The organism is Chloroflexota bacterium, from assembly GCA_014360805.1.
Taxonomy (GTDB): Bacteria; Chloroflexota; Anaerolineae; order DTLA01; family DTLA01; genus DTLA01.
Map to the genome: position 1 here is coordinate 1 of JACIWU010000053.1, position 22161 is coordinate 22161.

A 22161-nucleotide genomic window follows, 5' to 3' on the forward strand; every position below is an offset into this window, starting at 1 on the left:
TTTCGCACGACGCGCTTTCCCCAGACCCTTGATATCCGTAGGGCGGCTTTCCATAGACGCCGCGGGCCGGGGGCAGGTATGGGAACCTGCCCTATTGTTCCCCATTCGTGCGGATTGGCGTGATTCGCGGTTACAGGGTGCCATCCACGAATAACACGAATCCACGCGAATGGAAAAGAGAATAGACCCCAAGGATCTCGGAGACCCTTAGGGTCTTCATGCGCGGGGCTTGACCTCACCTATCCCCACCCCGGCCCTCCCCTTTCCTCTCCGCTGGCGGAGAGGAAAGGGGAGGGTGTGGGAGGGGTTAGGTGAGGTTGGACATGCGAGCCACGCACGGATAGCGTAGCCCAAACACGTAGGGCGGCTTTCCATAGCCGCCGCAGGCGAGGGGCAGGTATCCAAGGCGCGCCGCACTTCCGAAGTGCCTCGCACTTTGGTCGCCCAAACAAGACGGAACCGAATCGTAGAGCGACGCGCAAACAAGCCAAGACCCCAGCCTTGACAAGGGGTTGGCGGGATTGTATGATAAGGCCAGGGCAGTGTAACGGGATCCAGCAGGAGGCGCGGATGGCAAGAGCGTTCAACGTGATTATAGAGCGAGACTCCGAAGGCTACTATGTGGCCTCGGTTCCGGAACTGCGGGGGTGCCACACCCAGGCGAAGTCTCTGGACACCCTGATGAAGCGGATCCGAGAAGCCATTGAACTGTGCCTGGAGGTAGAGGGGCAGGAAATGGAGCCTCGTGAATTCGTGGGAGTGCAGAGGCTGCTGGTAGAGATATGAAGAGACTCCCGCGAATCACAGGGCAGAGGCTCATCGCCGCGCTGCTCAAGGCAGGCTTCCAAGTAGTCCGTGTGAAAGGAAGCCATCATTTCTTGCGGCACCCCGACGGGCGCAGCACGGTTGTACCTGTCCATCGCGGTGAGGTGATCGGGCCAGGGCTGATGTCCCAGATTCTGCGGGACTGCGAGATGACCCCAGAGCAGTTGACTGAACTTCTGTAGAAGGGTGCGGCGCGGCCCGCTCCTGCGCGCTTCCACCAGACCCTTGAGGGCTTGGCGCCCTCAAGGGTCTGATGTTTTCGTACCTACTTGGCCTTGAGCATCTTCAACTGCGCGAAATCATCGGGGCCGAGTTTGTCCATGTTCGTCTCGGTGCTCGGCGTGTAGGCGCTGAGCATCTCCTCCTGGGTCGGCTTGGCGTCGGCAGGCCACACCACGTCCATGATGCGCGTGTGGTTGGTGTCCTGCGGGCCGCCGCCGAAGCGCCACTGCTCGGCCTTCGGGTTCACGTCGCGAATGCGCCATACGCCCGTGGCCGGGTACCCCTCCTGCCCGCAGACCACGGCCAGGAACGCCCAGTTCTGCGGGTCATCGCCCAGGATGTCTTTCGGAACGCGGATGGTAACCTTGCGCTGGGCCGGGTCGGCCAGAATCTGGAACTGCGCCCCGTCTATCTTCTCCGGCTTGCCGTCCGCGCCCGCCTTGTAGATGCCGGGCGTCCAGCCCTCGGCCCAGATGACGAAGTCCCACGCCTCGTCGGCAGAGACCGCGGCGTTGCGTCCCGGCAGCAGCAGCCTCGCGCCCGAGCCGGCCTTGCCGTCCTTGTCCACGTAGATGTCAAAGGTCTGCACCGACAGGCCGTTGGGCGAGCCCCAGACGTTCTCCACCGGCCCGTTCATCTCAAACTTGAACACAACGTTGTTATCGTCGTACCCCACCATGAACTTCTTGATGTCAAAGGCGCCCGGCCCGAACACGGGGTCGGTGGCGTAGGTGTAGGTTCCGGGGCCGTGGTCGTCGCCGACGGGGTCTTCCACCTCCAGCACATTCGTTACCAGCCCCAGGTCGGGCACGACAACCTTCGCCACGCCCTCGGACGGCACAATCTGCGCGTCGGCGCCGTTGAGGGCCACGACCACGCGGAAGTTGATGACATCGCCGGCGTCAAACTTGCCCAGCAGGTCGTATGGGACGGCGATTTCCAGCACGCCGCCCTGGCTGGCGAGGGTCGTCAGGTCTTTGGGCGACTCCCACGTGTTGTCGCCCTTCGCCCTGGCCAGGGTGCCCGCCAGTTGGCCGTCCTTGAAGTGCGCCGCCAGTTCGTAGGCCGCGCCGAACCCCAGAAGCGTGCGCGGCTCCTGCTTCGCGCCGTAGCGCGAGAAACTGTTGAACGCAGCGGCCCCCGGCGCCGAAAGGTAGATGCCCACATACGTGTCCGGACTCAGCGAGGCCCAATCGGCCTTCGCGTCCAGGCGGATGTAGATGTTCTTGGCGTCAAACCCGTAGTAGAGGTCGGTGATGACATCGTTGGCGCGCGCCATGGCCCCGGCCACGACGGCGTAGTAGCCCGCGGTGGCCCATTCCTCCTTGCCCGCCTTGCCGTCCACCAGCGGCGTGAACAGGCCTTCCACCGCCTTCGTGGGCGGCTGGGGCGGCTTGGCGATGATGGGCACGTACAGGAAGTCGGGCGGCGTCGCGTCCACGGCGTTGTACACGTCCATGAGCGTGCGGCGGAACATCTCGTCAAACCCCGCATCGTCGCCGCTGCTCTGGTCCGCGCCGTACCACCAGAACCAGTCGGAACCTTCGGCGGCGTACATGAAGTCCAGCGCCCGCGCCAGTTTCTCCGGCGTCGTCTGGCGGATGCCGCTGATGTACTTCTGCAGGTCGGCGCGCACCTTGCCCAGGTAATCCCAGGCGAGGTTCTCCTCCTCTTCGCCGATCCACGTGGTGAAGTCGGCGCTGATCCACGACCCCGCCCACAGTTTTTCAATCTTGCGCTGGTCGGGGTACATCTTCATGTACTCCGACGGCGTAACGGTCTTGATGTCCTTCGCCTCGCTCAGGAGTTGGTACAGGGTGTGCAGGAACTCCTTGCCGTCGTTGGGATAGTACTCCCATGCGTTTTCGCCGTCCAGGATGACCGTTACCAGGTGCGGGCCGGGCTTGCCCTCCTCTTTCAGGCGTGACGCAATGTTGCGCAGGCGGTTCATGAAGTCCTGCGCGGCGGCCTTGCCCGACGACCCCGAGTAGGTGAAGCCCACCTTGTCCGAGATGACCACGTCGCGGAACACCATGAGCACCGGCGGCTTGTCGCCCGACGTTACGTAGTACGGCCGGTACAGGTCATCGGCGTCGGTAACGACCTCGGCGGAATTGCGGTTGAAGCCGGGCTTGCCCAGCGAGCGGGCCAGCACACCCTCGTCCGAGGCCATCCACCGGATGCCGCCATTGGCCACGATGCCCACGATCTCCTGGGCGACCGAGCCTTCCGCAGGCCACATGCCGGCGGGCGGCCGCCCGAAGTGCGCCTCGTACAGTTCAATCCCCTTCGCCAACTGGGCCACGGCGTCCTGGCCCCACGTGAAGCGAGTCGGCAGCGGCAATTTAGGCGCGGCCTGGAGCGCCAAATTCGTGTCCACCAGGAGCGGCAGGATCGGGTGGGCGTAGGGGGTCATGGTGATCTCAATCTGCCCGGCCTCTTGCAGTTTCTTGTGGATGGGGATGACCTCCTTGACCAGGCGCAGGTGCTCGGCGAACAGAACCTTCTTGTCGTCCTCGGAGAAATTGGCCGCCTTCTCGTTGAGCGACTTCAGCGGCTCCTGCGCCAGCCAGTCGGGATCGGTCCATGCCAGGTTGAACAGCACCTGCAAGTCGCGCCACTCGGCCTCGGTCCAGCGGGCGATGGTGGCATCCAGCCCCGTGTCGCTGAGGTCGGTGCCGCGATCGTCCAGCAACTGCTGGTAGCGCGGGAAGCGGGCGATGATCTTGCGGTTGATGTCAAAGAAGCGCTGGAGCATGAACTTCTTGTCGTCCACGGTCAACTGGTTCGCGGGCTTCTCGGCGATGACCCAGTATTTGTCCTTCGCGCCCGCCGCGATGTCGTCCAACTGCCGAATGAGCGTGGGCGTGAGGTTGAACGTAACGTGGATGTTGGGATACTGCTCCAGCATGGCCGCCATGTCCACGTAGTCCTTGGTGGCGTGGACGCGCACCCAGGGCTTCATGTACATGTTGGCGGCCTGGTCCTTGTAGTACAGCGGCTGGTGCTGATGCCAGATGATGGCCAGGTAGAGCGGCTCCGGCGCTGGCGTCGCGGTCGGCGGCACGGCCGTGGCCGGCGGCTGGGTCGGCGCGGTGGTGGGCGTGGGTGTGGCCTTCGGCCCGCACGCGCCCAGGAGCATGGCGAGAATCAACAGCAGGGATAGGATAGACAAACGTCTCTTCATTTCTAACTCCTCCTCTTATGGCTCGGTTCTCTCGTCTTTCGGTGGCGCAGGCGCGACGCGCTTCGGAGGGGCATCGCGCCTCGTGCGTCGGTTCCAAACTCTGTTGGTCGCGGCATGGGCACAGGTGCGACGCACTCTCGGAAGCGCGTCGCACCTCGGTGCCACGCAAGACGGAGCCGAAGACGCCTCGTGTCGTCGTTGACAGCGCGCCACCTGTGCGATACAATCAACCCGCGTATCCATCTGTGCGTGCGAAGGTGGTGATTCTCATGCAAAAGGGCAAAGGGATTTCCCACACTTGGCAGGATGAAACTCCAGAAGCGAAAGCGCGCTGGTTCCGCTCGCTCTCGGTGCAGGAGCGTCTGGATTTGCTTTGTTGGTTCACCGATTTAGCCCTCGCCGCGAATCCCAAGATCATGGAGCAAAAAGATGCTCAACCAATTGAAGGGCGTGTTCGCGTCCTTTCAAAGACATGATGTGAAGTACGTTGTCATCGGCGGTATTGCCGCCGTCGTCCACGGCGTTCCGCGTGCGACGTTTGACCTGGACATTCTCATTGAAGCAACCCCCGACAATGCGCAACGCCTGCTTGATGCCCTTCTGGAGGCGGGCCTGGGAACGGCTGCGATGACCACTCCTTCAGAAATCCTTGCCCATGAGATCACTGTCTTCAGGGATCGGGTCCGAATTGACGTGCAAACCTCCACGCCTGGAATCAGTTTTGCGGATGCATGGCAAAACCGCGAAGTCGTAGATTACCAAGGACAACAGTTCTTCGTTGTGTCGCGGGCCGATTTGATTGCATCAAAGCGGGCATCCGGCCGCGCAATAGACATAGAAGATGTTCGCCTCCTGGAACAGGGATAAGTCGCTTCAAGTGCCCAGCGCCACCCCTTCCACCGGCCCCAGGCCCACCTTCACCTGACCCCCCGCGACGGCGTACTCCTCCTCGCCCAGCAGGTTCCGCAGGCGCGTTCCATCCGCCAGCCCCAGGCCCGCGACCGGCACGGCAACTTCCGCCGACGTGTCGCCTGCGTTGAGGATTACGACGACCCGATCGTCGCCGTCGGCGCGGCCGTAGGCCCACGTCCCCGGCGGGCTGTCCACAGCCAGCGTCTGGTGCGCGCCGCGCCAGAGCACCGGATGTTCCCGCCGCATCCGCCCCAGCGCCCGATAGTACGCCAGCAGGTCAGCGTCCTGCGCGTCGCCCCAGAGCATGGGCGCGCGGGCCTCATGGGGTCTGCCGTGGCCGTCGGGCGTGCGGCAATCGCGCTGCTGCGACAGGCCGACCTCGGTCCCGTAGTACACGATGGGCGGACCGGCCAGCGTGAACTGGCACAGGGCCGCCAGGCGCAGTTTCCGCGTGTCGCCCTTCACCAGCCACAGGAAGCGGTTCATGTCGTGATTGTCCAGGAAACTGGGTCGGACGAAGCGCGGGTCAAAGTACACCTGGTGTCGCGCCACAAAGGTCGCCAGGTCCGTCAGGCTCATGCTGCCGAAGGCGAAGGCGCGGCGCAGGTTATGGGTCAGCAGGAAGTCCAGGCTGCCGTCCAGGCGGCCCTGGTACGTCCGCAGCAGCCCTGCGCTCTCCACAATCTCGCCGAAGATGAACGCCTCGGGGTTCGTCTCCTTGACCTCCAGGCGGAAGTCGGTCCAGAAGTCGTGCGACGGGCCATTGGCGTAGTCCAGCCGGTAGCCATCCACGCCGAACTCCCGAATCCAATAGCGCGCCACATCCAGCATGTACCGACGGGCGGGCGGGTAGTCGTTGTTCCACTGCGGCAGCGACTTGACGCCGAAGAAGGACTCGTACTCGTCGGGCCAGCGGCGGAAGGTGAACCAATTCCGGTACGGGCTGTTGGGGTCGGTCTGGGCGCTGACGAAATACGGATGCGTGTTGGACACGTGATTCGGGACGAAGTCCAGGATGATACGGATGCCGCGCGCGTGAGCGGCCTGCACCAGCGCGCGCAGGTCGTCGGCCGTGCCCAGTCGCGGCTCAACGGCGTACAGGTCGGTGGCGTCGTAGCCGTGGTGGGACGGGCTGGCGAAGATGGGCGAAAGCCAGATGGCGGTCGCGCCCAGCGCCGCGATGTAGTCCAGTTTCTCGGCGACACCGCGCAGGGTGCCGCCGTAGAAGCCGCGCAGGTCGCCCGGGTTCGCGAAGGCGCGGCCCGCGCCCGGGTTGAAGCGGTCCACGAAAACATGGTAGATGATGGCCTCCCTGGCCCATGCGGGCGGCTCGGCATCGGCCACGGGGAACGAGAACCGCGTCGCGGCCTGGGAGTTCGGCGCGCCGTTGTCGGCGAAGGCGCTGGTCCCCCGGGCGGAGTCGCGGGCCTCAATCTTGTACCGCACCTTCGTACCGGTCGGGAGCGGCGGCAGTTCCGCCTTCCACCAGGCCACGTAATCCCACAGGAGCGACACCCATTCGGTCTCCACCCGCTGCATAGGGAGCACATGGCCGTTGGAGGCCCGGCCGGCCACGCCCTGCGGCTCCGAGCCGTCGGTGGTGTAGTACAGGTACGCGGCGTCGGCGGCGACCGCAGGCCCCGTCGTAGCGTACAGGGCAGTCGGCTTGCCGGGCACGGCTGGCGTCGGCTCTATGCGGTGGCCGTGGTACACGCCCCGCAACTGCCGGGTCAGTTTTGCGACGATCTCGTCGGTGAGCGTCAGGTTGCCGAAGATGAAGTCTTCCATACGGTCAAGCCTCTAGCCCATGGCCTTTAGCCTTTGGCCCCTAGCATACCCTTGCAGCCTGCGGATGGGTTCGCTCCGCGTACCAGGCTAATGGCCAACGGCTAAAGGCTAATGGCTGCTTTTCAATTCCGCGATATTCTTGAGCGCCTGGGCCTGCGCCTCCTGCAACACCTGCTCGGGGTCCTGGCCGGCCCACAGCGCCTCCAGGGCGGCGGTTACCGGTTCCCACAGCCCGCTCATGTACGGCGTGCTGGGCAGCGGCACGCCCACCGCGGCCTGCGCGGCGAAGTGGGCGATGTCGGGCATGGCCTGCACGTCGGCGCTGGCGATGGCGGCCCGGTTCGTCGGAATGGCGCGGTTCGCCTTGGCCAGCGCGATCTGAGCGTCGGCGCCGGTGAAGTACGTGAGCAAGTCAATCGCAACGTCCGGCCGCTCGCAGTTGGGCGTGATCATCAGCGCCTTGCCGCTGACGAAGGGCGCAGCCCGGCGTCCGGTTGCGCCGAATTCGGGCATCAGCGCCAGCCCGTAATCCATCCCAACGGCCTGCAACTCGGGAATGAACCACGGGCCGTTCTGGATGATGGCGGCCCTGCCTTCCTTGAACAGGGCCGTCGCGGCGACGTAGTCCACCGGCTGCGGCATGAGCGGCGGCAGTTGGGCGATGAACTGCGCCGCCCGCAGGCCCGCCTCGGATTCCAGGCCCACAGCCCCATCTTCCTTGACGAAATACGCGCCCGCGCCGTACCACCAGGGCGCCGAGAAGTACGGGTCGTTCTGGGCCGGATAGACGAAGAAGAATTGCCCCGGGTGCGCCGCATTCCAGTCCCTGGCCTTCGCCAGCAACTCGTCGGTGGTCTTCGGGATGTCCTGCGCCCCGACCAGCGCCTTGTTGTAAATCCAGGACACGCACTCCACCGCCTCGGGGAAGCCCCACACCTTGCCCTTGTAGAGCATGGCGTCGGCGGCGGGGCCGATGTACGTATCGCGCATGAAGTCGCGGGTAACGCCGTGATCGCTCACCGGCACGATGAGGCCGGCGTCGGCCAAGCGGCCCACCCAATCCATGCCGAATGCCAGGATGTCCACCTTCTCGCCGCCTGGGATGGCCGAGATGACGCGGTTGGTCATGTCGGGCACGTGCACCAGGTCAATGTGCACGTTGGGATGCTGCGCCTCGTAGGCCCGCATGAGGCCCTCCACGGCCGCAAGCGCCTCCGGCTGCCACCCGTGCCAGATGGTCAGCGTTACGGGTTGAGGCTCAGGCGTGGGCGTAGGGGTGGGTTGCGCCTGCCCCTGGGGAGACTGACCCGCCGGGCCGCCGGCCCCACAGGCGGCGAGCGCAACGATCAGAACGAACAATGCTGTGAGCAAGCCAACTCGTCTCACCATACCCTCCCTCTCTTTCACGATATCCGTCAGCGCGCCATTGTCTCGGCTCCAAAGTCTGTTGGTCGCGCCATGGGCATAGGTGCGACGCACTTTCGAAAGTGCGTCGCGCCTTGGTCGCCAACACCAGAGGAGCCGAATCCTGCCATTTCGCGCCTGGCGGGCTGCGCTTCGGTGAGGGCATTATACATCATCCGTTCCTGCGCGCCAGATTCGCGCCTGCGGGCGGTTGGACAAGGGCCTAGCCCTTCACCCCGCCCAGGGTCAGCCCCGACTCCAGATACCGCTGGAGGTACAGGAAGACCAGCAACACGGGGATGATGACCATGACCGCGCCCGCTGCGAAGTAGCCCCACGGGATGTTGATCTCGTTGGCAATCTTGTACATGCCGACCATAAGGGTCTTGGCCGAGTCGGGCGCGGGGATGATGACCGAGGCCAGGGCGTACTCGCCCCAGCCGGTCATGAAGGCGAACAGCCCCGTAACGGCCAGCGCGGGCCGCGCCAGCGGAAGCCCGATGAGCAGGAAGGACTGGACCGGGCCGCAACCGTCAATCATCCCCGCCTCTTCCAGGTCAATCGGGATGGTGTCAAAGTACCCCTTGAGGTTCCAGGTGCAGAAGACCAGCGTGAACGACGTGTAGGCGATGATCAGGCCCCAGGGGTTCTTGTAGAGACCGATGGCGGTGAGCAGTTGCGCCTGCGGGACGAGCGCCAAGACGCCCGGAAACGCCTGGATGGCCAGCAGGAAGATGAGGCCGGCCTCGCGCCCCTTGAAGCGGAACCGCGAGAAGGCGAAGGCCGCCGAGGTGGCGACGACGATGCAGGCCACCGTGGTTACCCCCGCCACGAACAGGCTGTTGCGCATCCACTGGAGAAACGGCTGGCCCCCCAGGAGCATCACACGGTAGTTCTCCCACGTCCACTCCACGGGGATGAACATTCCGAGCAGGTTGAACGTGTACAGGCGGCCGCCCGCCCGCCCGGAAGCCAGGATGGCAAACCACACCGGATACAGGGCGAAGATGGTCGCGATGACGAGGATCACGTATTGCAGAATCTTGACGCCAGGCGTTGATCGTCTCATTCGTAGGCTCCTTTCGTGATCCGCGTAACCCGCAGGCTATACAGGGTCGCGATGAACAGGAACACGAACATGATGACCGCGTAAGCGCCCATGCGGCCGTAGGCGTTCGTCTGGAATATCTGCTTGTAGGCGTACACCATGACCAGTTCCGTCGCGCCCGGTACGCCCGCGCCCATGCTGGGCCGCCCCTGGGTGATCGCCCAGACCGTGCCGAACATCTGGAACGTGGTGATGGAACTGAGCACCGTGGCGGGCAGCACGGCGGGCCGCAGCAGCGGCAGGGTGATCTTCGTGAGTTTGTCCCACCAGTTGGCCCCGTCCACCTCGGCGGCTTCGTACTGCTCGGGCGGAATGGACTGCAACGCGCCGAGGATCACCGTCATGAAGAACGGGTACGTGTACCACACATTGGCGAGCACGATGACCGCGAAGGCCAGGGTGGAGTTGTTCAGCCACGCCGGGCCTTGGATGCCCACCAGTTTCAGCAACTGGTTGATGGTGCCCTGCTCGCGGAAGAAGAACTGCCACACCAGCGACATCATGATGGCCACGGTGGATGCGGCCCAGGGCACGACCATGATGACCCGGAACGCCGTCCGGCCGCGCAGGTCGCTAGAGTTCAGGATAAGGGCCAGCGTCAGCCCCACGATGAAGAACAGCGGGATGCAGATGGCCACGTAGAGGATGGTTCGCATCGTTACCACGAAGAAGTCGCCGGCCTTCATGAGGACTGAAAACTGCTGTGGCAATTTCAGCACCCACGCGAGCAAAATCACTCCGATGATACCGCCGAGCCACACCACAAAGGACGAGACGGGGCGGGTCAATTGTCGGTCGTAATGTTGATTCAGGCGGCGCGCCCCCCACAACGGCAGAAGAGCGATGAGAATGAACAATAAGGCCACCATGGACTCCTTGGTGAACAACTTGCCCACCAAAGCCGCGTAGTTGCCGTAGAATGGAGTCTGCACGGTGTAGGGTTGCCCAATACCTTTCGGTGCGCGCGCGCGGAACATGGGCCAGCACGAGGGTTCAAAGATGGAGGTGAGCGTCTGGGTGCAGTCGGGGTTTGGGCGGTACATCCCGCGGTTCGTGAACGAGATGAACGTGTTGTACAGGATGGGGTAAACGCTGAAGATCAGGATTCCGATAAGGGTGGGCGCGATGAAGAGAAGAATTGTTAGCGCCTTCCGGCGGCCAGACCAGCCTACCATGGCGACCTCCCTTGTCTTCAGAAACAAGGGAAGAGGGGAGGCGCGGGGCCTCCCCTCTTCATGAGCGATTTTACTTCATCTCGGCGACGGCCTTCTCAATGGCTTCCTTGGCCGCTGCCATCGCTTCTTCGGGGGTTTGAGCGCCGGTCCACAGGGCGGTGGTGGCGTCGCCAACAGGGCCCCACTGCGCGTTGGCGAACGGCGAGTTGCCCATCGGAACGCCCAAGTTCAGGGACGCGCCGAACCCGGCCAGGGTGTACAGTTTCTGAACCTCGGGGTCCTTCAACGCGGCCGTGTTGGCGGGGATCGTCTTGTTGGCCAGGGTGATCTTCTTCTGGACTTCGGCGCTGGTGTAGTACTTCATGATGTCCAGAGCGACTTCCTGGTTGCCGCGATCCACGGCGTTCTTGCAGAGCATGACCGTCTTGATGCCGACGAACGGGCGACCCATGGGGGCGATCCCGTAGTCAATGCCGGCCTTCTCAATGTCGGCGATGGCCCACGGGCCGGTCCACCACGCGCCCACCTTGCCTTCGGTCAGCAGGCCCTTGCAGATGTCGTGGCTGGTCTCCTTGGGAGCGTACTTGCTGAACTCCACCATCCACTGGGCGGCCTTGACGCTCTCGGGCGAGCCCATGTAGACGTTGCCCATGTCATCCACGTAGCCCGGCAGGCCGAAGCCGAAGTAGATGGGAGCCACGTGATAGGCATCGGGGTTGCCCAGGCCCTGGTTGCAGACCAGGTACTTGCCGGGGTTTTTCTCGGCGAAGGCCTTGGCCTTGGCCAGGAGTTCGTCAAAGTTGAGGGGATCCTTCGGCAGGAACTCGTCGGTAACGAGCGCCTTGTTGTACACGAAGGCGATACCCTCCTGGGACTCGGGGAGCGCCCAGATCTTGCCCTGGTACACGACGCCCTTGACCGCAGCCGGCTCGTAGGTGCTCTCCAGGAAGTTCATGTCAATCCCGAAGTCGTCCAGGGGGACGATGTTGCCGATCAGGGCGTTGGCACCGATCTGGTCGTTGGCCCAGGCGATGATGTCCGGGCCCTCGCCGGCGGGAATGGCGACCTTCAGGGCGGCCGTTACATCATCGGGCTTGGTGAGGTCAATGGTAACGCCCGGATGCGCGGCCTCGTAGTCCCGGAAGGCCTGCTCAATGGCAGTCAAATAGTCGCCGGCCCACTGGTGCCAGATGGTGATCTTGACCGGCTTGGGCGCCTCGGTCGGTTCGGGTGGGGTCGTCGGTTCCGGCGCCGGCGTAGGCTTGGCCTGATACGGCGGCGGCGCGGTCGGCGTCGGCTTCGCGCCGCAAGCGACGGCGAGCATGCTCACGATGACGAGCAGCCCCAGAACGAGGTACAGGTTCTTCTTCATGTTCTCACTCCTTTTCTTTCTGTGGTCTGAATGGGTTTGCCCTCAGAGTCTCATGGTAGCATCGGTGTGGTACAATCGTCTCGCTCTCCACATCCCCCCTTTCCATGGGCTTTTCGGGTGGCCGAGTGTCGTGTCGCAATGATAGCGGTTCTCAGGCCGCCGCGCAAGTGATGAGCGCCGGAGACTGGAAAACTTCCTGCAAAGCCAGGTCAACCGCCCCAAGCGCCGAGGCATCACGCCCCACCACAGACTGAACAACGCGCGTGGATTGAGCCACCGGTTGCAATGCGCGCTGCTCCAGGGTTTTGCGTATCGGATCCAGCAACAGCCGCCCTGCCTGGGCCACGCCCCCACCGATGATGATGAGGCCCGGATTGAGCAGGTTGGCCAGGCTCGCCAGGGCCACGCCGATATGCCGGCCGGCCTCGGCGAAGAGTTGCTGGGCCAGTTTGTCGCCTTTCTGGGCTGCCAGGGCCACATCGCGGGCCGTGATGGATTCCAGCGGCTGGATGGCGGCCAGGGACGTGGCCTGACCGGCGCGGATGGCCTGCTGGGCGCGCAGCGCGATGGCCGGCCCGCCCGCCATACTCTCCAGGCATCCGTAACTGCCGCACTTGCACGGCGGGCCGTTCTCGTCAATGGTAACGTGGCCGATCTCGCCGGCGCTGCCGGACTCGCCCCGATACAGTTGGCCCCCAAGGATGAGGCCGCACCCGATGCCCGTGCCCACCTTGATGTAGGCCAGGTTGGTGTATCCCCGGCCCGCGCCATGGCAGTGCTCGCTCAAAGCGCCCAGGTTCGCGTCGTTGTCCACGTACACCGGGACGCCGAGTTCGCGCGAAAGGCGGTCGCGCAGGGCCACGCCGTGCCAGCCGGGCATGATGGGCGGGGCCACCACGCGCCCCTCGGCATACTCCACAGGGCCTGGCACGCCCATGCCCACGCCCAGAACCCGCTCCAGCGGGATCCCCGCGTCGGCAAGGCACTGGCGCACGGCGTCGGCGATCTGATTCAGACCCGCGTCGGGGCCGACGGCCACGGAGAAATCGGCCTCCCTCCGCGCGATGACGTCGCCGTTCAGGTTCGCCACGAGGACGATGATGTGGGTCGCGCCGAGGTCCACCCCGACCACGTAGCCTGCATTGTAGTTCAGGTTGATGAGGATGGGACGGCGGCCGCCACTAGACCGCCCCCGGCCAACCTCGTGAACCAGGTTGGCCTCCAGAAGTTCCGAAACGATGCTTGAGACGGTGGAGCGGCTCAAGCGCGTGCGGCGCGCGATGGCAGCGCGGGACACCGATCCTTCCTGTCGGATGACGTTCAGGATCAGCGAGCGGTTCATCTCGCGCATGCGGCCGAAATCAACAGCCCCACCGCACCAGGCAGAATCCATGCTGCACCCGCCCAAAGGATTCAAGCGAAGAATACAAGTGTCAAGACTTATTATACTGTGGAACTCTTTGTTTGTCAAGATGCAAAACGAAGATTTTTAGGATTTCCGTCGGGAAGCCCCATGTGGCCGCTGATACGCCGCAGAAAGGGGTAACTTTTGATATAGAACTTACAAAGTCTCGCCGGGGCGCACAGGCAACGTGAAGGAAAACCGCGCGCCCCCCGACGGCAGGTTCTCGGCCCACACGCGCCCGCCGTGAATCTCCACCCAGCGCTTGACAATCGCCAGCCCCAGGCCGTGCCCGCCCGTATCCCGCGCCCTGGATGAGTCGCCGCGATAGAATCGGTCAAAGATATGGGGCAGATCCGCAGGGTCTATCCCCGATCCCGTGTCGCTCACCGACACGGTGATGCCCTCCTCCGACGCCTCCGCGCTCAGCGTGATCACCCCGCCCGCAGGCGTGTGCCGCAGCGCGTTCCCCACCAGGTTCAGCAGCACCTGCCGAATGCGCGTTGGGTCGGCGTCGGCGGCGGGGAGCGGCGCGGCCACCTGCACCTCCACGCCGACGCCCTGGCTCTCTGCCTGCGGCCGCACCATGGCCGCCACGCCTTGCAGCAACTCGCCCACATCCAGCGGCCGCCGCTCCAGCCGCATCTGCCCGGCCTCCGCCAGCGCTAGTTCCCGCAGGTCGTCCACCAACCGCGACAGAAGCAGCGTCTGCTCATAGATGGGAGCGACCGACTCGCCCGTGGCAGGGAAGACGCCGTCCAGGATTCCCTCCAGGTTGCCGCGCATGGCCGCAAGGGGCGTGCGCAACTCGTGGGCGATGTCGGCCATCATGTTGCGGCGCAGCGTCTCGTTCCGCTCCAGCGCCGAGGCCATGTCGTTGAATGCCTGGGTGAGTTCGCCCACCTCGTCGCGCGAGCGCACGGGGATGCGCTGCGCCAGGTCCCCGCCCGCCACGCGCCGCGCGGCCTGGGTCAGGGCGCGCAGCGGGGACGTGATTTGAAACGCCAGCAGACTGCCCAGGGCCAGCGCCAGCAGGCCCGCCACCACCCCGCCCACGATGATGCCATTGCGCACCTGGGCGAGGAACTCCGCTTCGGGGCCTTCGTGCAGCATGGGCGCGGATACGACCAGCGTGCCCACCTGCCGACTGCCCACGGCCAGCGCCACGCCCTGCCCCAGTTCATCGGCTCCGAGCGACTGCCCGACCAGTTGCCCCAGGGAATCGGCCACGACGCGGCCCTGCTCGTCCGCCAGGATCACGTGCTGGCCCGCAGGCGCGCCGTAGGCCCCGCCCTGGCCGGCCGTCGCGCCGCGCCCGCGGCCCATCCCTGGCGTTGCAGAGGACTCCAGGAACGCCGCGACTCCGTCCCATGACCCCGTGCGGGCGTAGTAATCCTCCAACTGCGGGGCCAGGGCCTCGGCCCAACGCTGCCCTCCCCGGCTCACGTACACGTCAAATCCGGTGGTCGCTGCCCGATTGTAGGCATAGCCCACCGCGCCCAGCGCCAGAATCAGAACGACGGCCATCACGCCAACGATTTTCAACCAGAGTGTTCGCATATTCGCCTCCGCGCGAAGTATAGCGGCCGCGGGGACACCGGGCAAGTGCCGCGCCTTCGCCGTTTGACCGCCTCCCCACGCCGCGGCTATACTACGGCAAGCGCGGTGCGTCGCGCCGACGTTTCTGCAAGAGGCGACCGATGACGAAGAAAATCCTGGTTGTGGATGACGAACGCGAAATCGTAAAGGTGGTTCGCGCCTACCTGGAAGACGCGGGCTTCTCCGTCGTAACGGCGGCGGACGGGCAAGAGGCGCTGACGGTCTTCCGCCACGAGAAGCCGGCCCTGGTGGTCCTGGACTGGATGCTGCCCAAGATGAGCGGGATAGACGTGTGCCGCATCCTGCGCAAGGAGTCGGACGTGCCCATCATCATGCTCACGGCGCGGGTGGATGAGACCGACAAACTCATCGGCCTGGAACTGGGCGCCGATGACTACGTAACCAAGCCGTTCAGCCCGCGCGAGTTGGTGGCACGGGTGCGGGCCGTGCTGCGGCGCGCCGAGGGCGGCGAGGCCCCGCCCGAAGTCGTGGAGGCCGGCGACGTGCGACTGGATCTGGCCAGCCGCACGGTGGAGGTGCGCGGCAAGCGGATAGACCTGACGCCGACCGAGTTTGACCTGCTCGCCGTCCTGGCCCAGAACCCTGGGCGCGTCTTCACCCGCATGCAACTCCTGGACAAGGTGCAGGGCTACGCGTACGAAGGATACGAGCGCACCATTGACGTGCACATCAAGAACCTGCGGCAGAAGATAGAAGAGACGCCGTCGCAGCCGCGCCACATCGTTACCGTGTATGGGGTCGGCTATCGCTTTGAGGCGTGATGCGGGACGGGAACCTCGCACCGCGGAGTCGCCGAGAGCGCAGAGGCTGCGGAGGAGAGGCATCGCCATTGCGGGGGGGCGGGCGTGATCCCATACATCCACGTCTATGCCGACGAGAGTCGCCTGAAGGGGGAGCGCTATATGCTGATCGGCGGACTATGGGTTCCCGCCCCCGCCGAACCTGCTTTGCGCGGAGACATCGCCCGATTGCGGACTGACTCGCACCTGACAGCCGAATTCAAGTGGAAAAAAGTCTCCCGCGCCAAATTATCGGCGTATCAAGAGATGGTGAACATATTCATGGAACACTGCGAGGCCGCGTTTCACTGCATTGTTATTGACGTTGCCCTTCTGGACTACGACACCTTCTCGCGTGGGGACGCCGAACTCGGGTTCTACAAGTTCTACTTCCAACTGATCAGTCGCAAATTGATCGCAGGCTATCATTACCTGGTTTTTACCGATGCCCGGCGAAACCGGCGTGCGTACAGACTGGACGTTCTCAAAATCTGCACAAACCGATGGTGGGCCAAACAGCAGGGTATTCCGGAAGCAACACCGGTACGCGCTGTTGAGGCTCGCGACTCCAAACAGGACGACCTGATCCAACTGACCGATATCCTTCTAGGTGCCGTGGGGTATGTGTGGAATAGCCATACCGAGAGTCCTGCCAAGTTGAACCTGATCAGGCACATTGAACAGCGGTTGGGCGGAGTCTCGTTGGGTAAGGGAACTCCACAGAGCAGCCGCAAGTTCAACATCTGGCACTGGCAGCCATCAGCCGCTTCCCGTGCCAGACAACAGAAAAAGCGCCCTGGCTCCTAACTTTGCCCTGAGGGCAACTCACCGTACACTGGGTACGGGTTTCGGTAACCAGTGGCGCCTTTCTACGATTATTATACGGTAGAAATGCGTTTTTGTCAATAGTCGTGTTCATAATTCTGGCATGCGCACAAGACCAAGAGTTGCGTCGCCGATCGGGCGCAAAGCGCCAATGACGCGAAAGGCAGGAAGACCACGATGGACCTTGTCATCACAAACGGCACACTCATCACCCCCGACGGGCCGTTCAAGGCCGACGTGGGGATAGAAGGCGAGCGCATCGCCGCCATCGGCGAAGGGCTGAAGGCCCCGCACACGCTGGACGCGACGGGCAAGTATGTGCTCCCCGGCGCCATTGACGTGCACGTGCACATGCAGATGCCCGTCGGTGATGTGGTGTCCAGCGACGACTTCTACACCGGCACCGTGGCCGCGGCGTGCGGCGGCACGACAACCATCCTTGACTTCGTGGAACCGAAGGGCGCCCAGTCGCTCATGGACGCCCTGCACCAGCGGCGGGCCGAGGCCGATGGCCGCGTGGCCGTGGACTACGGGCTGCACATGACGCTGAACTCCGACGACCCGCTGCGGCTCGCGGAGATTCCGCCCGTCATGGAGGCGGGGTGCACGACGTTCAAGTTGTACATGGCCTACGAGGGTTTGCGCCTGAGCGATGGGGCGATGCTCCGCGCCCTGGCCGCCCTGCGCAAACATCGGGGCCTTCCCATCGTGCACGCCGAGAACCACGACGTCATCCAGTACCTCACGGAGCAGTTCCTGCGCGAGGGCAAGGCCACCCCGCACTACCACCCCCTGACCCGCCCCGACTTCATGGAGGGCGAGGCGACGGCCAGGGCGCTGGCGCTGGCACGCGTGGTGGGGCTGCCCATGTACATCGTGCATGTCTCCTGCGCCGAGGCGCTGGACGCGCTGCGCAGGGCGCGGGAGAAGGGCCAGCCGGCCTTCGGCGAGACGTGCCCGCAGTACCTGCTGCTCACCCGCGCCGAGTACGACCGCCCCGGCTTTGAGGGCGCCGAGTTCGTCATGTCGCCCCCGCTGCGCGAAGAAGCCGACGCGACAAGCCTGTGGAATGCATTGGCTTCGGGCGACCTTCAGGTGGCGGCCACAGACCATTGCCCGTTCTTCTACCACGGGCAGAAGGACAAGGGCCGCGCCGCGTTCAACCAGATTCCCGGCGGCGCGCCCGGCGTGGAGACGCGCCTGGCGCTGCTGTACACCTTCGGCGTGCGCGCCGAGCGGCTGTCGCTGGCGCGGTGGGTGCAGGTGTGCTGCACCGAGCCGGCCCGCCTCTTCGGCCTGGCGCCCCGCAAGGGCAACATCGCCGAGGGCGCCGACGCCGACCTGGTCATCTTCAACCCCAACCGGCGCGTCGTCCTGGATCACCGAACCCTGCACCAAAACGTGGACTACACGCCCTACGAGGGGTTTGAACTCACCGGCTATCCGGAGACCGTGCTCCTGCGAGGGCGCGTCATCGTCCGCGACGGCGAGTTCGTGGGCCGCGCGGGGCAGGGCCGCTTCATCACGCGCACGCTATCGGGCGCGTGGGAGTGAGACGGGGCCGAGCCTGTATCCCCGGCTGCCGCGGATGCCACGAATAGGGGCCTGAGATTCTTCGGCGCTCCGCGCCTCAAAACGAGAGTCTCGCAACCACGAAGGGACGCGAATCCACGCGAAAGAGAACGTGCGACGCACCTCGGAGGTGCGTCGCACGGCGTCCCCAAGGATGGCGACCCACATCCTACGGGGCCGAGTCGCAAAACCACTCCCGCGCGATCTGCTCGGGCAGGGCGTCGCGAGTCGCCCGCGTTACCTCGTAAACCTTGAGGTCGCATCCCGCCAGCCGCTCCATGAGCGCGGCAAGGACCCCGACCCGCACCACGACGATGGCCAGCGGCACTTTGCCCGCCCGCAATTCGGGAATGACGGGGGCCAGTCCCCGATTCTCCAGGAGTTCCATCGGCCCGATCTCGTCCACGACCAGGACATCGGGCCGCTGCTGCACCGCATCCAGCACCGTGGCCAGCGACCACTCCATGGCGCCGGGCTCAAACCGCCAGATGCCGCACCGCACCCCAGGCTGCGAGAGGTCTTTGTCGGCGAGCGGGCGGCGCTCCCCCGTGCCCAGCCGAAGCCCGTCTATGCCCACCTTGTGGCCGTTCTCATCCAGGCGGGCCTGGCACAGCAGGCCATCGCATCGCAGGCCGCGCTCCTGCGCCAGCGCCACTACGCGGGCGGCCACGGTGCTCTTGCCGATCCCGATGTGCCCGGTCATCAGGAGTACCGTCGTCATTTTGCCTCTTGGCGCGGGTGCGGGATGACGCAGATGAACCGCAGGACATCCTCCCCGTCGTTCACGAACTGATGGGTTTCCCCGCCCGGCACGAAGACGACATAGCCTTGCTCAAAAGGCAGGTCGCCCTTCTCGCTCTTCACGTGCCCCTTGCCCGCCAGGATGAACACCTCGTGCTCAAACCAATGGGCGTGGAAGGGCGACGCCTTGCCCGGCGGCACCTCAAAGATGCGCATGGCGAAATTCGGTGCGCCATCCGCCTCGCCGATGACCCAACGCACGGTAACGCCGGGAACCTCATGCACCGGTTCCGCCGGCGTCGCCGTGTACGGCTGTGCCTTGATTCCCATCGGTTACCCCTTTCCGCCTATTCGGCGCCTGAAGTAGTCGGCCACCAACCGCGGCAAGCGGTGGCTCATGTTGCAATAGTCGCTTTGCTCCGCGAGGACGTCGGTCATCCACCGGGTTCCGCGCTCATCCTGCGTGGCGATGGAGTAGGCCAGCCTCGGCACGCGGTAGAACAGGCCGGCGATTTCCCTCGCCCGTTGCAGCGAACGCCCCATGCCGCCCATGACGCGACGGGTGTATTCGGCGGCCGACAGGTTGTGCCCCACCACGTCGGCGGCCAACTGCCCGCTGCGGATGGCGTAGCGGATGCCCTCGCCCAGCAGTGGATCCACCAGGCTGGCCGCGTCGCCCAGAAGGAGCACGCGCCCTCGGCCAAGCGGGCCTCTTCCCCCGAAAACCGGCAGCGGATGCCCGCGCCAGCGGACGCCGTCCGTGCGGATGCCCAGGCGCGCCAACTCCGCCTCCAGCACCCTGCGCAAGGGCCGTCGCCCCCGCCGGAAGTCCACGATGCCCACCGACAGCGACTCGCGCCTGGGGAACACCCAGATGTACCCGCCCGGAAGCGCGCCGAACTGGAACAAGGCCGTGCCGCGCCAGTCGCTGCCTGCCTGGCTCATCGGCACCTCGGCCTGGAGCGTCGGCGTGGCCGCGCGGCGCGAACCCAGCCCCAGGCCGGCGGCCAGCGTCCCCGTGCTCCCCTCGCACAGGAGCAGGTAGCGCCCCGCGTGGGTCGCGCCGTCTGCCGTGCGGATGCGCACCGTGTCGCCCTCGGCGCGGATTTCGGACACTGGCGTGCGGGCCCGGACCTCGGCCCGCGCGTGGGCCAGGATGTGGGCGTCAAACTCGCGCCGCCGCACCATCACCACCGGCGCGTCGGGCAACGGAACCGCCACCTCCTCGCCCAGCCACGCATAGCGGACGAGGGTAACGGCATCCTCAATCACAGGCCCAAAATCAAACGGGAACCGCGCCAGCGCCGAACGCGGCACGGCTCCCCCGCAGGGCTTGTCGCGGGGCAGCGATTCGCGTTCCAGCACGAGGGCGCGCAGGCCCATCACGCCCAGGAAGTAGGCCGCGCTGGCCCCTGCAGGCCCCGCGCCGACGATTATCGCATCCCACAGTGGCGTCATAGACCCGTAAGATGCCCGCGCGAAATGAGCCAGGGCACAATCGGCGTCAGGTCGGGCTGCTCCAGCACCAGCGACGCCGCCTGGCGCGCTGCTTCGTGATTGGGACACACCGCGACGCTCACGCCGACGCGCCGGAACATGTCGGCGTCCGAGCGCGTGTCCCCGACGGCGAGGGCCTCCGACGGCGCGACCCCCAACTCGGCCAGCAGCGCATCCACAATCGCGCCCTTGCCCCCTTCGGGGACGCCGACGCGGGTCTCGCCGTTGATGATGCCGTCCGTAGCGTACACGTAGTTGCAGAAGACGCGGTCAAACCCCAGTTCCTGGGCCACCATCTCGGCGTGAATCTGGATGCCGGTGCTCACCAGCGCCAGGCGCACCCCCTGCCGCTTCAGTGCCCGCACCGTCTCCTCGGCGCCCGGAAGATAGGGATTCTCGCGGAAAAGCGCCTGAAGAGTGGCAAGCGGCGTGCCCTTCCACAGCGCGGCGTCCAGCCGCAGCCACTCCGCATACGAGATTCTGCCCGCGAAGCCGTCGGCGAAGAAGGCCTCGCTGGCCGCCAGCGTGCCCAGGCGAGAGTGGAGATACACGTAGGGGTCGCGGGCTTCCTTGAGCGTGCCGTCCAGGTCAAAGATGGCCAGACGCAACATGCGCGCCCCCCGATTGCGTATGGCTCACCGGTCGCCCCGACCGACAGCCGCCCGCACCTGCAGGAGATCGGCGAGGGCAGCCACGATGTTCGCCACCGCCTTCCGAATGGCCGAATCCCGCGGCAACTGCACCAGCGGCTTGCCCACCGCGTCGTATTCCGCCACCAGAGGGTCTCGCGGGAGCACGCCGACAAGCGGCACGCCCGTCTCCTCCACGGCCTTCTGGAGTTCGGCGGGAAGCGGGTCGGGGGCCATGTTCAACACAAGCGCCATGTGGCGCACCTTGGTGTCCAACTCGTGCACCAGTTCCTTCATGCGCTTGGCCGCAGTCAGGCCCCGCACGCTGGGGTCGGTAACGAGAAGCAGCAGGTCCACGTCGCGGGTCGTGCGACGGCTTAGGTGCTCCATGCCGGCCTCGTTGTCAATGAAGACGTAATCATACCCGCCGGCGATGCGGTCCACGATGATGCGCAGCATGTTGTTGGCCGCGCAGTAGCAGCCGGGACCTTCGGGCCGGCCCATCGCCAGAAGGTCCACGCCGTCGGCCTCCACCAGGCACTGGTTGACCTGATAGTCCAGGTAGTCCTGCTTGCTGGTGCCCGGCGGAAAGGAGCCGGCCTTGACCTGATCCAGTGCGTCCTCGCGAATGTCCCCCACGGTGCCGTCCAGCGGCAGGCCCAGCGTCTGGTTCAGGTTGGAACTGGGGTCGGCGTCAATGGCTAGGATAGAACCCCACTTCTCGTCTATCGCCTGTTGAATCAGCAGGGCGGTGAGGGTAGTCTTGCCGGTACCGCCCTTGCCCGCGACCGCGACTGTGATGGTCATGATTCCTCCCCTATGGATTCGTGCGGTCTCTCGGCGCAATCCCGATGGCCGCCTGTACGGGAACTATTCTACTCGGTTGCACAGGCGGTGTCAATGATGTACATCACATGGTTGGGTATACATTTCGGTGGAAATTACTCACGCTCGCTAGAACGCACGATGTGGTAACATAGCGCCAGGAGGCCCATGGGGAGGTCGCACATTCGGTTGGCGCTGCTCTCTCGGCGGCCATCGTAGGGCAAATTGGCAATTTGCCCTACGTCTAGCGGCCCCCTGTTCTGACGGGCCGAACTGAA

The 22161-nt window shown here is 65.1% G+C and carries 20 protein-coding genes; 7 read left to right on the forward strand and 13 right to left on the reverse strand.

The window, feature by feature from the left end:
• Nucleotides 1-570: 570 nt before the first annotated feature.
• On the forward strand, nt 571-786 hold the full coding sequence (locus tag H5T65_09755) for a type II toxin-antitoxin system HicB family antitoxin (GenBank protein ID MBC7259520.1): 216 nt from the start codon (nt 571-573) through the stop codon (nt 784-786).
• Nucleotides 783-1007, forward strand: a complete 225-nt coding sequence (locus tag H5T65_09760; GenBank protein ID MBC7259521.1) for a type II toxin-antitoxin system HicA family toxin — start codon at nt 783-785, stop codon at nt 1005-1007. The genes H5T65_09755 and H5T65_09760 overlap by 4 nt, the downstream gene beginning before the upstream one ends.
• 83 nt (nt 1008-1090) lie before the next feature.
• Here the strand turns inward: H5T65_09760 and H5T65_09765 are convergent, their stop codons facing one another.
• Nucleotides 1091-4234 carry a glycoside hydrolase gene (locus H5T65_09765; GenBank protein ID MBC7259522.1) on the reverse strand — a complete coding sequence of 1048 codons (3144 nt, stop codon included), beginning with the start codon at nt 4232-4234 and terminating at the stop codon, nt 1091-1093.
• Between the two features lie 269 nt (nt 4235-4503).
• Here H5T65_09765 and H5T65_09770 point away from each other — a divergent pair, with 269 nt between their 5' ends.
• Both H5T65_09770 and H5T65_09775 read left to right on the forward strand, forming a co-directional pair.
• Nucleotides 4504-4710 carry a hypothetical protein gene (locus H5T65_09770; protein MBC7259523.1) on the forward strand — a complete coding sequence of 69 codons (207 nt, stop codon included), beginning with the start codon at nt 4504-4506 and terminating at the stop codon, nt 4708-4710.
• The gene (locus tag H5T65_09775; protein ID MBC7259524.1) at nt 4664-5101 is read left to right on the forward strand and encodes a hypothetical protein; all 438 of its coding nucleotides are present in this window, start codon (nt 4664-4666) and stop codon (nt 5099-5101) included. The genes H5T65_09770 and H5T65_09775 overlap by 47 nt, the downstream gene beginning before the upstream one ends.
• A gap of 6 nt (nt 5102-5107) precedes the next feature.
• On the opposite strand, the gene H5T65_09780 is transcribed toward H5T65_09775, so the two are convergent.
• The 7 genes from H5T65_09780 to H5T65_09810 form a co-directional block, all read right to left on the reverse strand.
• The gene (locus H5T65_09780) at nt 5108-6934 is read right to left on the reverse strand and encodes a glycoside hydrolase family 13 protein (protein MBC7259525.1); all 1827 of its coding nucleotides are present in this window, start codon (nt 6932-6934) and stop codon (nt 5108-5110) included.
• Between the two features lie 108 nt (nt 6935-7042).
• On the reverse strand, nt 7043-8323 hold the full coding sequence (locus H5T65_09785; GenBank protein MBC7259526.1) for an extracellular solute-binding protein: 1281 nt from the start codon (nt 8321-8323) through the stop codon (nt 7043-7045).
• Between the two features lie 238 nt (nt 8324-8561).
• Nucleotides 8562-9407 (reverse strand): ABC transporter permease subunit, encoded by an 846-nt coding sequence (locus H5T65_09790; protein MBC7259527.1) that lies wholly within the window; start codon nt 9405-9407, stop codon nt 8562-8564.
• The gene (locus tag H5T65_09795) at nt 9404-10621 is read right to left on the reverse strand and encodes a sugar ABC transporter permease (protein MBC7259528.1); all 1218 of its coding nucleotides are present in this window, start codon (nt 10619-10621) and stop codon (nt 9404-9406) included. Before H5T65_09795 ends, H5T65_09790 begins: the two co-directional genes overlap by 4 nt.
• Nucleotides 10622-10691: 70 nt before the next feature.
• Nucleotides 10692-11993 carry an extracellular solute-binding protein gene (locus H5T65_09800; GenBank protein ID MBC7259529.1) on the reverse strand — a complete coding sequence of 434 codons (1302 nt, stop codon included), beginning with the start codon at nt 11991-11993 and terminating at the stop codon, nt 10692-10694.
• 151 nt (nt 11994-12144) lie between these two features.
• Complete coding sequence (locus tag H5T65_09805; protein ID MBC7259530.1) at nt 12145-13344, reverse strand: ROK family transcriptional regulator; 1200 nt, start codon at nt 13342-13344, stop codon at nt 12145-12147.
• Nucleotides 13345-13554: 210 nt separating this feature from the next.
• Nucleotides 13555-14955 carry a HAMP domain-containing protein gene (locus tag H5T65_09810; GenBank protein ID MBC7259531.1) on the reverse strand — a complete coding sequence of 467 codons (1401 nt, stop codon included), beginning with the start codon at nt 14953-14955 and terminating at the stop codon, nt 13555-13557.
• A gap of 140 nt (nt 14956-15095) precedes the next feature.
• Between H5T65_09810 and H5T65_09815 the strand changes: the two genes are divergently transcribed.
• From H5T65_09815 to hydA, 3 genes are all read left to right on the forward strand, one after another.
• The gene (locus tag H5T65_09815; GenBank protein MBC7259532.1) at nt 15096-15776 is read left to right on the forward strand and encodes a response regulator transcription factor; all 681 of its coding nucleotides are present in this window, start codon (nt 15096-15098) and stop codon (nt 15774-15776) included.
• A gap of 84 nt (nt 15777-15860) precedes the next feature.
• Nucleotides 15861-16601 carry a DUF3800 domain-containing protein gene (locus H5T65_09820; protein MBC7259533.1) on the forward strand — a complete coding sequence of 247 codons (741 nt, stop codon included), beginning with the start codon at nt 15861-15863 and terminating at the stop codon, nt 16599-16601.
• Nucleotides 16602-16796: 195 nt separating this feature from the next.
• The gene (hydA, locus tag H5T65_09825; protein MBC7259534.1) at nt 16797-18173 is read left to right on the forward strand and encodes a dihydropyrimidinase; all 1377 of its coding nucleotides are present in this window, start codon (nt 16797-16799) and stop codon (nt 18171-18173) included.
• Between the two features lie 187 nt (nt 18174-18360).
• Here the strand turns inward: hydA and H5T65_09830 are convergent, their stop codons facing one another.
• Genes H5T65_09830 through H5T65_09850 form a run of 5 tightly spaced genes read right to left on the reverse strand, consistent with a single transcriptional unit; the run spans nt 18361 to nt 21865 of the window.
• Nucleotides 18361-18912, reverse strand: coding sequence for a DUF2478 domain-containing protein (locus H5T65_09830; GenBank protein MBC7259535.1), 552 nt, complete (start codon nt 18910-18912; stop codon nt 18361-18363).
• Nucleotides 18909-19256 (reverse strand): cupin domain-containing protein, encoded by a 348-nt coding sequence (locus H5T65_09835; GenBank protein MBC7259536.1) that lies wholly within the window; start codon nt 19254-19256, stop codon nt 18909-18911. The genes H5T65_09830 and H5T65_09835 overlap by 4 nt, the downstream gene beginning before the upstream one ends.
• A gap of 9 nt (nt 19257-19265) precedes the next feature.
• A complete protein-coding gene (locus tag H5T65_09840) occupies nt 19266-20390 on the reverse strand; it encodes a geranylgeranyl reductase family protein (protein ID MBC7259537.1) in 1125 nt (374 codons plus the stop codon).
• Nucleotides 20387-21040: an HAD family phosphatase gene (locus tag H5T65_09845; protein MBC7259538.1), complete on the reverse strand. Its 654-nt coding sequence runs from the start codon at nt 21038-21040 to the stop codon at nt 20387-20389. Before H5T65_09845 ends, H5T65_09840 begins: the two co-directional genes overlap by 4 nt.
• Before the next feature lie 24 nt (nt 21041-21064).
• Entirely contained in the window at nt 21065-21865 is an 801-nt protein-coding gene (locus tag H5T65_09850; GenBank protein MBC7259539.1) for an AAA family ATPase, read from the reverse strand.
• Nucleotides 21866-22161 lie beyond the last annotated feature (296 nt).